Annotated in this window: 14 protein-coding genes; 10 read left to right on the top strand and 4 right to left on the bottom strand. The window is 44.1% G+C overall.

Annotated features, from left to right (window positions below):
- The first annotated feature begins 68 nt into the window (after window positions 1–68).
- Entirely contained in the window at window positions 69–1,367 is a 1,299-nt protein-coding gene (locus KIK04_RS00555) for a helix-turn-helix domain-containing protein (protein WP_232276420.1), read from the top strand.
- Between the two features lie 258 nt (window positions 1,368–1,625).
- Window positions 1,626–1,820 carry an aspartyl-phosphate phosphatase Spo0E family protein gene (locus KIK04_RS24355; protein ID WP_442951124.1) on the top strand — a complete coding sequence of 65 codons (195 nt, stop codon included), beginning with the start codon at window positions 1,626–1,628 and terminating at the stop codon, window positions 1,818–1,820.
- Between the two features lie 164 nt (window positions 1,821–1,984).
- Here the strand turns inward: KIK04_RS24355 and KIK04_RS00550 are convergent, their stop codons facing one another.
- The 4 genes from KIK04_RS00550 to KIK04_RS00535 are packed head-to-tail and all read right to left on the bottom strand — an operon-like array spanning window position 1,985 to window position 6,080.
- Window positions 1,985–3,097, bottom strand: a complete 1,113-nt coding sequence (locus KIK04_RS00550; protein WP_232276419.1) for a GerAB/ArcD/ProY family transporter — start codon at window positions 3,095–3,097, stop codon at window positions 1,985–1,987.
- Between the two features lie 22 nt (window positions 3,098–3,119).
- Window positions 3,120–3,359: a hypothetical protein gene (locus KIK04_RS00545; protein WP_232276418.1), complete on the bottom strand. Its 240-nt coding sequence runs from the start codon at window positions 3,357–3,359 to the stop codon at window positions 3,120–3,122.
- A gap of 28 nt (window positions 3,360–3,387) precedes the next feature.
- Window positions 3,388–4,545, bottom strand: coding sequence for a Ger(x)C family spore germination protein (locus tag KIK04_RS00540; protein ID WP_232278892.1), 1,158 nt, complete (start codon window positions 4,543–4,545; stop codon window positions 3,388–3,390).
- Complete coding sequence (locus tag KIK04_RS00535; RefSeq protein ID WP_232276417.1) at window positions 4,545–6,080, bottom strand: spore germination protein; 1,536 nt, start codon at window positions 6,078–6,080, stop codon at window positions 4,545–4,547. The genes KIK04_RS00540 and KIK04_RS00535 overlap by 1 nt, the downstream gene beginning before the upstream one ends.
- A 160-nt stretch (window positions 6,081–6,240) precedes the next feature.
- On the opposite strand from KIK04_RS00535, the gene KIK04_RS00530 reads away from it, so the two are divergent.
- The 8 genes from KIK04_RS00530 to KIK04_RS00495 all read left to right on the top strand — a co-directional run bounded on the left by KIK04_RS00530 (window position 6,241) and on the right by KIK04_RS00495 (window position 12,008).
- On the top strand, window positions 6,241–6,567 hold the full coding sequence (locus KIK04_RS00530) for a DUF3221 domain-containing protein (protein WP_232276416.1): 327 nt from the start codon (window positions 6,241–6,243) through the stop codon (window positions 6,565–6,567).
- A 47-nt stretch (window positions 6,568–6,614) separates the two neighbouring features.
- Window positions 6,615–7,286 carry a ribose-5-phosphate isomerase RpiA gene (rpiA, locus tag KIK04_RS00525; protein WP_232276415.1) on the top strand — a complete coding sequence of 224 codons (672 nt, stop codon included), beginning with the start codon at window positions 6,615–6,617 and terminating at the stop codon, window positions 7,284–7,286.
- Between the two features lie 106 nt (window positions 7,287–7,392).
- Entirely contained in the window at window positions 7,393–7,851 is a 459-nt protein-coding gene (locus tag KIK04_RS00520; RefSeq protein WP_232276414.1) for a DIP1984 family protein, read from the top strand.
- A gap of 450 nt (window positions 7,852–8,301) precedes the next feature.
- Window positions 8,302–9,117 (top strand): MerR family transcriptional regulator, encoded by an 816-nt coding sequence (locus tag KIK04_RS00515; RefSeq protein ID WP_232276413.1) that lies wholly within the window; start codon window positions 8,302–8,304, stop codon window positions 9,115–9,117.
- A gap of 39 nt (window positions 9,118–9,156) precedes the next feature.
- Entirely contained in the window at window positions 9,157–10,176 is a 1,020-nt protein-coding gene (gene namA / locus KIK04_RS00510; protein ID WP_232276412.1) for an NADPH dehydrogenase NamA, read from the top strand.
- Between the two features lie 128 nt (window positions 10,177–10,304).
- Window positions 10,305–11,123, top strand: coding sequence for a lipid II flippase Amj family protein (locus KIK04_RS00505; protein ID WP_232276411.1), 819 nt, complete (start codon window positions 10,305–10,307; stop codon window positions 11,121–11,123).
- Between the two features lie 26 nt (window positions 11,124–11,149).
- The gene (locus KIK04_RS00500; RefSeq protein ID WP_232276410.1) at window positions 11,150–11,515 is read left to right on the top strand and encodes a VOC family protein; all 366 of its coding nucleotides are present in this window, start codon (window positions 11,150–11,152) and stop codon (window positions 11,513–11,515) included.
- Window positions 11,516–11,687: 172 nt separating this feature from the next.
- Window positions 11,688–12,008 (top strand): hypothetical protein, encoded by a 321-nt coding sequence (locus tag KIK04_RS00495; RefSeq protein WP_232276409.1) that lies wholly within the window; start codon window positions 11,688–11,690, stop codon window positions 12,006–12,008.
- Window positions 12,009–12,120: the final 112 nt, after the last annotated feature.

Here is a 12,120-nt window from a genome sequence, read left to right as displayed (position 1 = left end):
GAAATATTGATCTTGCCGAACATAATTAAGAGCAAGAAGTGATAATTAAGCATAAGGAGGGTTGGAGTATGCCGACGGCGTCGATGCAATCCATGACTCTTGGCGACCTCATCAAGAAATACAGACTAGATTCCTTTTTAACCCAATCACAAGTGCAGGAAATGTCGGGGATTACGACAGCGAGTATTTCACGAATTGAAAGCGGAGAGACGAAGCACTCTGACATTAAGACGATTAAGGCCATAGCTACAAGTTTGAACATTCCGTTTGATATATACGTCCCACTTTATATCAAGAACGAATATAAGCCCTACATACTTTTTGCACTTCTACAAGAATCGGTTAAAGTCACCACGGATCTATCCGTCATTCTTCATATTGCAACTCAGTTTCTGAATTCACCGCAAGGAGACAGCTTTGAATTAATGGAACAATTATTCACAGCAACAACGCTCTCAGTAGAAGATACCACGATTAAGCTTGCCCTATACAACTGTATGGTTGAACACGCTCGCAGCCACGGTATTATGCCTTTTATCGCGCAAGGCTTATACCAACATTACTTAATTGTACGCAATGATTTTTCTAACTTGGAATCAACTTTCCATACAGGCAAAGCCGTGCTTAGCTACGCTAATTTCTTAACGATGGAAGATCAACTGACCTTGCATGAGCAGTTAGCTGTGCATGCATTTAGTTTGATGGACTATGCTGAATCGATTCAACTAAGCAAATTCGTCGTTAAACATGATGCACGCAAAGGGGAGCGCAAAGCCAACGCGATCTTTAATCTGTGCAACGCCTACTACTATCTAGGTCAGTATGAAATGAGCCGTCGTTATTTGAATGAGTGCAGTAAATATCATTTTCTGCACATTACGGATAGTATTAAGCTTGTTAATGGTGGAATTAGTGGAAGAACAGGGGACATAGACAAAGGAATTCGTCAGTTAGAGCAGTATTTAACAAGCCCGTCTTCCTACAATCTCGTGTACGCGGTTATCGAATTGATGGATTTTTATATGGCCAAACAAGACTTTGAATCTGCAATACGTCTGTTGCAGTATGAAGCAGAGATCAAGGCTTCAATGGAAGGCGAGCACTTGTCACCTGAGCGGCGTGCGAGATTGGCTTACTTCTATATGCTCACAGGAAACGTATGGTTACATAACGGTGATGTTGACCAAGCATTTGAATACTACTTCAGAAGTTCTTCCGAATATGCGCAGATCTCACTAGAGAAGAAAGCCTTCGAAAGTTTATCTTATATTACACATGCAGCAAGTGAATCAGCTAACCTCAGTCATAAAGCGATTCAAATCCTACATCGGGCACTAACCTTATTAAGTATTAACAAAGCCATTTAAGTAGGGGGTGAGGTGGTTGCACAGGACGCCTAGTCATTCCCTACCCGCGCTCTATGTTGTGCAGGCAGACTTAAAATACCGTTCATCGAGAACCTATTTAAGACGCCGTGGCGTCTTTTCTTTTTCAAAAAATTATAAAATATTACATCTGTAGAATTTACGACAGAATTCTATGTAAGTTATGCTATGATTCCTTCAAGAACCATTTTATGGGTGAAATTTGTAAAATGATTGTTGTAGAAGTGGGGTGGAAAAGCGATGTGTTTGTTGCATTATGCGAGCGATGGTGAGGACGTATTAAGGTATAAGATTGATAGCCTTAGAAGTCAGTTAGCGAATGCGGTGAGCGAATATAACAGTTTTACGGCTGGACCAGTGGTCCAATTAAGCCAAGCACTAGACATTTATATTTTAGAATCTCAACAGAAACAATCTAAAAAAGGGAGGAAGTGAGCTGGGGTGAAAGCTCTTTGCCAAAGGCGATGCTAGCATGGAGGCCAAATGGATGTTAGAACGTAATATTATCGGATTAATCCCTCCATTATTAGGTGTATCTGATTCTAAAGTCACGACAAACACGGAGACTGGAACGATGTAAACGGCACAAGACCTATCTATTAGTTTCCAGTCTTTGTTGATTTTGCATGTAATCCCTTTTTGACTAGCGTGACAAGGAACAACACAATCGGAATTACAATCGTCGGTATGACCGCAGCAAATGGGAGTATCGTATATTCAAAATCGACAATATCAGTAGAGCTTTGGGAAAAGCTTTTTTCGCTTATTGCAAACAGCAGTAGAGCGATGGGTACATTAAGCCACTTTGATTGTTTAAGCGCAAATAAGTAGCGCAACCCCTTCACAACCACGTATTGAGCAATAATGACCTCAAATATGACAAACATCGTCCAGAACCCGATCGCGCTAATTTCAAAGCGTTCAATGTCATCTCCGATTCTAATCATGCTTAGTGAGGTGAAGTACGGATACGTTTTGATCGAGGACAAATAAGCGCCGACTGACCCCAGTGTTAAATAAGTAGCCGCAAATAAATAAACTCCTGATAATAGCAAAGCAAGAATCGAACTGCGTATTAACTTTTTTTGATGCTTCACATAACCAAATAAAGCGGCAAAGACAATGATTTTACTGAACGGAAATGCAAAGCTGAACAAAGTGGCGTAGACGATTTCATTGAATTTGCTTTGAAAAGCGGGCAGAAACGGGTTCGTGTCCACAATTTTGAAAATTAATAAGTTTAGGATGAGCAACGAAATGACCGTTACCGGTAATACGACTTGTACAGCTCTTGCAATTGCTTCAATCCCTAAATAAACGGCGTAAGTCGACACAATAAAGATAGATACGCTAAATACATAGCTCGGCGTGCGTGGCATGATTGCTGTCGAATAAAAAGCGGTTAACGCTTTGCTCGAAAGAATACAAAGCTGCGCTGTGTAATAGACCAACCATAAAGTAAACAATTTGGCGAGCCACTTGCCGACAATTTGTTCGGAATAATCGAAAATTTGCCTTCCCGGGTATTGGGTTTGAATATAAATAAGCATCGCCGCCAAGACGATTCCACCACATGTACCGAATAAAATGGACATCCAGGCATCGGCATCAATAATTTTAAGCTGAAGTAAATATAACGTGGAAAATCCAGACAAAAATGAAAAAATGAGATATCCGAGCTGTAACGCTGAGATGTGAATACGTTCCACCATGTGCTGTATAACTCCTTATCGTTCAAAGTCCTAATGTCTGATGAATGATGAAATCGGATACCGCTTGATACATAAGGCGATCGGCTTTCTCTGGAGTTGGGACAGGAAAGTCCGCAATGATCGCAAGCATATACACGATCCCCATAATCGAGAAGACGGCTACGATTTGTGCGGTTCGACGTTCTTGTTTTCGCAGCAAAAAGGGAATGCTCCAGCACGAGTAGGCGATAAAAATAGCTAATAGCACGCATAGCAGGCTCATGTGCTTCCTCCGTTCCATTTCATCATCGTTAATCAATGGTTCCCGTGTTCCATATCGTAAGATCGACGTTTACATGGACAGGCATCGTGGCAAATACGTCGTCCCAATTCGATTTTAACTGGTTCCACTTCGTCGGATGATGCTTATAAAATTGTTCGCTAAAGCCCAAATAATCGACCCTTGTCTGTTGTTGTGCTTTTTTAATGATGGCCGTTACTTGCTGCTGGACATAAGTTTCAATATGTTGCTCTAGCGTGGAAATGTCTTGCTGGCTAAGCGTATGTTTGTTGGCGATTTCATTAATTTGGCACAACAGATCAAAATCAATATCGATATGTGGGCGGTTGCGCACAAAATAGGGTCGGATGCTTCTTGATTTAATCGTTGACAATGACGTTATCGCCCCGAATGGTTTGGCGCCGTCTTTGATGACGCACGTGAATTGGACTTTATCGGTATCCCTATCCGTCAACAAGCGAGCCACGGCCGTTTCCTCACTATTTAGCCAGCCAATAAATTTGCCGTTTCTTAAAATAGATGTTCCTTCAAGCGCGAGCACATCTTCTGACTTTTCTTTAGGCTGATAGGCCACTAATCGGCCTGTTAAAAAGCCCTGCGTTGCGTTGGCATTCCGATTAATCATATCTTTAACCGAAATGCCGAGGCTTTTCCCGGTTTCATCCTGATTGCGAATCATACCGAACAGTTCGTTTACTAATAGATCTTTCGTTTCGGGCCGAACTTTCAGCATTTGTTCCGCTGTCCCGTCGCTAACGAGCATGAGGCTTGTGTTACGAATTTCACGATTGCGCTGCAAAAAGTCAACAATTTCAGGTAGCGAATGCTGTGCGGCTTCTTTGCCGATTACAAAAATACGATTATGAAACCAAAACAGCTTTTTGCTGGCGCGATTGCGTAAGCTCTGCGCGCTTTCCATCACAGAATTTCCATTACCTGCGCCCAGCCATTCCATAAGCCCATTGCTCTGGGCACTCGAGCCTTTACTGGCAGGTTGCAGCGCATATACGATGATACGATGTTTGTTCGTATTGGCATCCCAATCAATCCCCGTTGCCATGACAATCGAAACCTCATCTAACTCCCGCACATCGAGGGAACAGCCTGGCCCCACAACGAATAAGCAAAGGCACAAAGCGAGTTTAAGGCTCCAACTGCAACGAAACATCATGAAGACTCCTCTTCTTTTTGAAAATGGACCGTTTCTTCGGTATGAATATCCGAAAACGGTGAAGGAATATGTTTGGATTTACGTAATGGATAAGGAAATACAAATATATCATTGAGCCAGCTCTTCCAACGCACAGGTGCAATGGGCGAAAGAAATGGAATGCCGAATGAGCGCAGTGAGCTTAGATGCAGCAGCAAAAATAAGGCGCACAAGGCAACGCCGAACACCCCAAGTGAAGCGGACACGAACATAAACGGAAATCGCAGAATACGAAACGCAATGGCTGCATTAAAAGCAGGAATCGCAAAAGAGGCAATCCCGGTCGTTGCGACGACAATAACCATCGGTCTGGACACGATTCCTGATTGGACGGCTGCTTCGCCGATAATGAGCGCTCCAACAATACTAATCGTTTGCCCTACCGTGCGTGGTAAGCGGACGCCCGCTTCACGCAGCAGTTCAAACGCGATTTCCATAATGAGCGCTTCAATAAAGGTAGGAAAAGGTACGCCTGCTTTAGCCGCAGTAAACGTAAGCAGCAGCGGTGTCGGCAGCATTTCCTGATGGAAGGTGGTCAACGCAATATATAACGATGGCCCAAGTAAGGAAATGACTAAAGCGATCAGGCGCAACGCGCGCGTTAAGTTGGCAAAGATGTAACGCTCATAGTAATCTTCACTTGCTTGTAAAAAATCGGTGAACACCGAGGGGACGATTAACGCTGAAGGTGTCCCATCCACAAGCAGCACAATTCGGCCTTCATTAAGTGCGGCCACAATGCGATCGGGTCGTTCCGAGAGCGCAATTTGCGGGAAGGGGCTATAGACGTGATCTTGGATCACTTCTTCAAGCTGAGCGCTTTCGATCAGAGCATCCAGCTTCACCAGCTTCATCCGACGCTCCAACTCGGTGAGCACCTCACGATTGACGAGGTGTTGCAAGTATAACGCTTGCACCTCTGTTTTACTGTTACTGCCGATTTTGTATTTGACGGCGTGTAAATCAACAGATTTTAAGCGACGATACACCATAGAGAGATTCGTTTGAATCTGTTCGGTGAATGCTTCCCTAGGCCCGCGCACGACAGGTTCTATTTTCGACTCTTCAATTGATCGCGTCTTATAGCCTGGAATTTGCACGCCGAAAGCTTCTAGTTCCCCCTCTATACAACAGATAAAGCCAGCCTCCAATAGGTATGCCGTCATTTCATGAGGGGTTGAAAGTCGCTCGACACTGCCCATTGCTGACAAAAATGAGAGTACGGCCGACTTGCGGTCGCTGTCTGACATATGGCTGTCGTCTGCCGTCAGCTCGGTCAAATGTAGCAGCTGCTCGTTTACATATTTTTCATCAATCAGCGTATTCAAATAAGCCACACAACTAGCAGCCTCCCCTTGTTTCACGCCCAGTTCGCGCACAACAAAGTTCGCGTTATTGCGAAATAGATGAGCCAACATCTTTTTGTTATCCGCAACATGAACGCTTAACTGGGTATGTTCGGGCGTATCGTTATCGTCTGGCTGTTCAGGCATCCATTGCACCTCCCTCCAAATAATGTCTGACATAACGAATGTTCTTATTCATCAGATGCCGAACGCGGCGCTTGCCTCCCTAATAAAAGGACTGAAATGGGAGGGGATTTACTCGAAATAGCGAATATTTCAAACAAGCAGAGATGAGGTGATCCAACCGATGAAGCAATCGGAAAGAAAGCGAAAATGTGGAGCGGACGTGGAGTCGAATGTGGAAGGGATCATTTTTAAAATAGAAAAATCGAGCAATCGGATATTAGTGGTACAAGGTTTAAATGTGGAAAATATGCATATGAGCATAGATGATTTGCTACATAAAGCTGCCCAATATCCCGAGGCGTACTGGATCAGTGGAGTGGATTGTGAAAAATATAAGCTAGGTGATATTGTGAAAGTATGGTTCGAGCAGGTTGAGGAGTCATATCCAGCTCAAGCAGTCGCAACCTTGTATGAACTTGTAGAACGAACAAGAATGTGGGAAACTTAATCGTACGCAGGGTAACACTATACTTTATAGAATTAAGGTGAGTCAGAATGAATGCTAAACAGCTTGCTGCGGAAAAGGCAGTTGCATATATACAAGACGGAATGGTAGTCGGTCTGGGAACAGGCTCGACAGCGTATTGGGCTATACACAAAATAGCTGAGCGAGTTCATGCGGGGCTACATATACGCGCGGTGGCAAGCTCCGAGCAATCGGAACGCTTGGCGCTCGAATTAGGCATCCCCATTGTACCTTTTTCACAAATTGATGAAATAGACATCTCGATTGATGGTGCTGACGAAGTCGATACGGAGCTAAACCTCATTAAAGGTGGTGGGGGCGCCCTGTTACGGGAAAAGGTGCTGGCTGCCAATAGTAAGCAATTTATCGTGATTGTAGATGAATCGAAGCTTGTGAATAAGCTGGGCAAGTTCCCGTTGCCTGTTGAAATCGTACCGTTTGCTGCGAATCTGACGATAAATAAGCTAACAGAGCTGGCGGGCGAGGTTAACGTTCGATCGGTTCATGGGCGCGAGTTTGTGACGGATAACGGTAATTTAATTGTCGATTGTTATTTTCAAGAAATTGCGAATGCGAAGCAGTTGAATCAGCAGTTGAATTTGATTCCTGGAGTCGTGGATAACGGGTTGTTCGTCGGTATGGTGCAGCAAGTTATCGTTGGTTATGCCGATGGGACGGTAACGGAAATGGGAGTTAGTTGAGTCTTTTGAGTGATTTGAGTGATTTGATAACGAGTCTACTTTATGGTTAAATATAGAAGTAGACTTCGTTCGTCATTACATCTTCCCCAATGTAGGAGGGCTCATATTGAAACTTGCAGAAGCACTCGTTCATCGTGCCGATTATCAACGCAAAATACAACAACTGAAAAATAGATTAGAACGAGTTATAAAAGTTCAAGAAGGCGAGGAACCCGCAGAAAATCCGACGCTGCTCGTTGCCGAGCTTGATCGTACGGTGAATGAACTTACACTCATGATCCAGAAAATAAACAAAACAAACGCCTTAACGCCGTTTGATGCGCAGTTCAGTATTGCAGATGCACTGGCCGAGCGTGACAAGTTCATGCAGAAGCGCAATCTACTTAATGAAATGATCGAACATGCTTCTATTAAGCAAGATCGATATAGTCGCTCTGAAGTTAAGTTTTTCCGAACGGTTGATATTATTGATCTGCAGCAACAAGTGGATACGTTATCCAAGTCATACCGTGAACTCGATTTTAAAATTCAAGAAAAAAATTGGACGATAGATTTGCTCGATTAAGAGTAGCGACGATTAAAGCGATGGTAGCTAGACCAATAAAAACGAGCACGACCCGCCAACTGGGAAAGTTGGATGACGTAGATGCAGGGCCATATCTGCACCATTTATAAATTAGCCCAGTATTGTTACATATGCCACCGGCATAACGTAATTTGTACCTTTTAATGTAACTACCATGTGTTGGTTTATTGGTCATAGCGAGGGTGGGGAAGGGGAATATACGTATTCAATTTCGTTATTTTTCGTCGTCGATTTACTTCACATCAGACAGTTAAGCTATCGTGTAACCGTGAGACATCAAGCGCCATGCCTTGATGTCTTTTTTATTTTCTTTTTTTACTTGACTTTCCCCTTAACTGGAAAGTATACACTTTCATTAAGCGAAAAGCGAAGTGATATGCTGTGAAGCTTGAAAGTTGCTAAAATACAGCGGCTAGGAGAAAAGCACATATGTTCAAAATTAGCGAGTTTTCAAAATTAAGCAAGGTATCCGTTAAAGCGCTCCGCTTCTATGACCAGATGCAACTGCTGAAACCAGCTCATATTGATGACGTTACGGGGTACCGTTACTACGCTGCGGAACAATTATTGGAGCTTAACCGCATTTTAGCGTTTAAGGAGCTTGGTTTTACGTTGCAGCAAATCGTTCCGCTGCTGCAAGAACAAGTGAGCTTGGAACAAATTAAAGGCATGTTTAAGGTGAAAAAGGCAGAGATTCAGTCCGTGCTGCGCAACGAACAGGAGAAGCTTGCACGCTTGGAAGAACGATTGCAGCAGCTCGAAGCCGAACAGGAGATCAATCTTCAGCATGTTGTTCTCAAAGAAGTAGAACCTCAATGGGTAGCTTCTTTTCGCAGTAAGGCTACAATTGTTGACATTCCGCACTTATTTCAGCAATTAGACAGCGCGTTAGGGAAGCATGTGTCTAACGTTCAGCCACGCCTCGCTTTGCTACATGGCTGCGCAGCGTGCGATGAGAAGATGGAAATCGAAGTTGCACGTCCATTATCGCGTGAGATTAACATGCATGCGCCATTTACCGTGCAGTGCATCCCTCACCATCCGCTGATGGCGACGATTGTGCAGCGTTTGACGCATCGTTGTGAAATTAGCACGGCAAGTGCAAGCTTAGCGATGTGGATTGAAAAGAACGGCTATGTGTTAACAGCGGGCGAGCCACGACGAGAGCTCTATTTTTTCGAAGATGAGCACGCGATGGAACCGTTTATGACTGAAATTCAACTTGCAATTGAACCGAAAGCTTAATGGAACGTAAAGCTTAAATGGGGCGAAGGAGTGGGAACGATGAGTTTACTGTTTACACCGATTACGATTAATGGCTTAGCGTTGAAAAATCGAATCATGATGTCTCCGATGGTCACGAGCATGGCAACACCGGATGGGATAGCTACAGAGTGGCATACGTTGCACTATGGTGCACGTGCACTTGGACAGGTGGGCTTAATTATGGTGGAATCCACAGTCGTTGTCGATCCAGGGCCCAATAATTACGCTGGTGTTCTCGGGCTATGGCGTGATGATCATATTCCACAATTACGTGAGCTCGTACGTGTTCAACACTTATACGGATCTAAAGTAGGCATTCAACTCGTACACATCGGTCTCAAAACAGAAACCGAGCGCGAATCGGTTGCGCCTTCTGCGGTACCTTTCCAAAGTCGGATGCCAAAAGTATTAAATGAGGAAGAGATTCAAGATCTCGTTCAGGCCTTTAAGCATGCAGCCAGAAGAGCGGTTGAAGCGGGCTTTGACGTGATCGAAATTCATGCTGCGCACGGATATTTGGTGAACAATTTCCTTTCCCCGTATACGAATCACAGAGAGGATAAATACGGTGGAACTCGCGATAAGCGCTACCAGTTCCTGCGCGAAGTAATCGATGAAATTCGCAGCTTCTGGAGCGGTCCGCTGTTCGTACGTGTATCAGCTGTCGAATACGGGGAAGGGGGCAATACGGTAGAGGATCATATTTACTTTGCGAAATTAATGAAAGAGCAAGGTGTTGACCTGATCGATGTGAGCAGCGGGGGCGTGCTACCTATTGTGCCCCAATCATTCCCAGGCTATCAAGTGCCGTATGCAGACGCTATTCGGCGGGAGGCTGGTATCGCCACCGCTGCTGTAGGCCTCATTAAGAACGGTTTACAGGCGGAAGAAATTGTGCAAAATGGACGCGCAGACCTTGTAGCGATTGGCAGAGAGTTGCTTAATGATCCATTTTGGGCACGTACAGCTGCGAGGCAATTAGGGGAGACGATTGAGGCTCCAGGACCGTACGGGCATCATTGGTTCTCAACTCCATAATCGAATGCAGACTAAACGTCTGTTAAGCCAGAATGAGGTGTAAGCCTAGCGTTCTGGCTTTTTTTGGGATTATCATTGCCTTCATAATTCATGTGCTGGTAAAATTGGGATGTGACGAGCGTTGTAAAATGTGGAATAGGAGGTTTGGGGTTCTGTTCGATAAAATCATTCTTATCGCTGGATTGACGATGCTCATACATTTGGTAGAAACGTTATCCTATGCATTCCGACTCGCGGGTGTAAGGGTTGGGAAGATCGTCGTCGCCATTTCACTCACAGGCATTATCGTCCTTATTTCTCGCACTTCCAACTTAATTCAAGCGCCTCTAACGGGTAAAATGATTGATCACGCGATCGCGTACAACGACTTTAATATTGAACTCGTATTTCGGATATTTATTGGCTCGGCATCGGTGGGTACGTTACTTGCGTTGTTCTTGTTCCCATCTGCTGTTCGTTTAGCCAAGCGAATCATTACGCATTTGGAAGTGACGGGTTCTGTGCCCAGACTTATTTCTTCCGTCACAATCACGAAGGTGAGGCATGCCGGCCATCACTTGCGCAAACCACGCTTTAGTATGCTAAAATCATTGCGCCTGATGGGCATCCCTAAACGTTTATTAGTATTGAACTGCCTCGTGTCAGGCATTTATACCGTCGGCGTGCTCGCAGCGTTATATGCTTCGGTGTTGCAGCCTGAATTTGCTGTAGCCGCTTCCATGTCTTCAGGTGTCATCAATGGCGTAGCGACCATTTTGTTAACTATATTAATTGACCCACAAATGGCGTTGTTAACAGAGCGTGCGCTGCACGATGAGCGGGAAAAGCACCGACTCGGTAAAATTTTTGCGCTATTAATGTGTTCCCGTTTAGCGGGCACGATATTGGCGCAGGCTTTGTTCGTTCCAGCAGCAAGCTTAATAAGCTGGATCGTGGTGTATTTGTAATCAACTCATCTCAGGGAGGACTTACGATGATCAAAGGATTTCATCATGCGCAAATTACGATTCCAAAAGGAAAGGAAGAGGAAGCGAGAAGCTTCTATTGCGGCGTATTGCAGCTGGAAGAGCTACCTAAACCTGTTTCATTGCAAGGCAGAGGTGGATTTTGGGTGCAGGTAGGGAATAGTGAGCTGCATATCGGCACCGAAGATGGGGTGGATCGTACCTTGACAAAGGCGCATCTGGCGTACGAAGTGATGAATGTCGAGGCGATACATAACCGATTAGTAGAACACGGAATTGAAGTACTCGAAGCCGTTCCTATTCCAGGCTATGATCGTTTTGAATTTAGGGATCCGTTCGGAAATCGAGTGGAATGTATTCAGCGGCTCCATTAGTCAAAGAGGCGGGGGGATAGCTATTTTTCAACGAAAAATAATGGCCGCATCGATTTCAGGTACGTGCTTTGCCTTCATATTAGGACTGATTGTATCAGATCCATTTAGTGAGAAAAGGTTTGATACCATCCAAAGTTTCATATTTTCGTTTATTTCGTCTTTACCTGTGTATATGATGTTTAGCTTTCCAGTTATTCTCGTTTATGGCGTATTAACTTCGATGCTTAGCGATTATATCGGGAAACGGGTAGCGATGAAATGGAAAAAGAAAAATGCGGAGTTGTTCGTATCCGCGGCGCTGCATCTCGTATTTGGTCTTGTATTACTGTGGGTTAGCTTGATTGCTGCGCTATTATTTTTAATTACCGATATCCTGCTTAGAAGAAAGAAAACACATTATTCGTCGTTATCTGCGCTTATAAGTCTAGGCTTACCGGTATTCGTGTGGACCTTTTGTTTAGGGATTTTGTGGATTAATGAAAAATTTTGGTGATAATGGTTGCAAAAAACGACAAAAAGGCTGCCAAAAGAGCAGCCTTTTAATTTTTATATGAAATCAAGTGAAAATGGAGTGTTAAATTTAGGAATCTTCTATTATAATAAAA

It is taken from the genome of Paenibacillus sp. 481 (assembly GCF_021223605.1).
GTDB lineage: Bacteria > Bacillota > Bacilli > Paenibacillales > Paenibacillaceae > Paenibacillus_B.
This window is presented reverse-complemented; position numbering and strand designations above follow the sequence as displayed.

Coding starts and splice junctions, on each gene's coding strand:
- KIK04_RS00555 (WP_232276420.1), top strand. CDS start 69: ATGCCGACGGCGTCGATGCAATCCATGACTCTTGGCGACCTCATCAAG.
- KIK04_RS24355 (WP_442951124.1), top strand. CDS start 1,626: ATGTGTTTGTTGCATTATGCGAGCGATGGTGAGGACGTATTAAGGTAT.
- KIK04_RS00550 (WP_232276419.1), bottom strand. CDS start 3,097: ATGGTGGAACGTATTCACATCTCAGCGTTACAGCTCGGATATCTCATT.
- KIK04_RS00545 (WP_232276418.1), bottom strand. CDS start 3,359: ATGAGCCTGCTATGCGTGCTATTAGCTATTTTTATCGCCTACTCGTGC.
- KIK04_RS00540 (WP_232278892.1), bottom strand. CDS start 4,545: ATGTTTCGTTGCAGTTGGAGCCTTAAACTCGCTTTGTGCCTTTGCTTA.
- KIK04_RS00535 (WP_232276417.1), bottom strand. CDS start 6,080: ATGCCTGAACAGCCAGACGATAACGATACGCCCGAACATACCCAGTTA.
- KIK04_RS00530 (WP_232276416.1), top strand. CDS start 6,241: ATGAAGCAATCGGAAAGAAAGCGAAAATGTGGAGCGGACGTGGAGTCG.
- rpiA (WP_232276415.1), top strand. CDS start 6,615: ATGAATGCTAAACAGCTTGCTGCGGAAAAGGCAGTTGCATATATACAA.
- KIK04_RS00515 (WP_232276413.1), top strand. CDS start 8,302: ATGTTCAAAATTAGCGAGTTTTCAAAATTAAGCAAGGTATCCGTTAAA.
- namA (WP_232276412.1), top strand. CDS start 9,157: ATGAGTTTACTGTTTACACCGATTACGATTAATGGCTTAGCGTTGAAA.
- KIK04_RS00505 (WP_232276411.1), top strand. CDS start 10,305: ATGTGGAATAGGAGGTTTGGGGTTCTGTTCGATAAAATCATTCTTATC.
- KIK04_RS00500 (WP_232276410.1), top strand. CDS start 11,150: ATGATCAAAGGATTTCATCATGCGCAAATTACGATTCCAAAAGGAAAG.
- KIK04_RS00495 (WP_232276409.1), top strand. CDS start 11,688: ATGATGTTTAGCTTTCCAGTTATTCTCGTTTATGGCGTATTAACTTCG.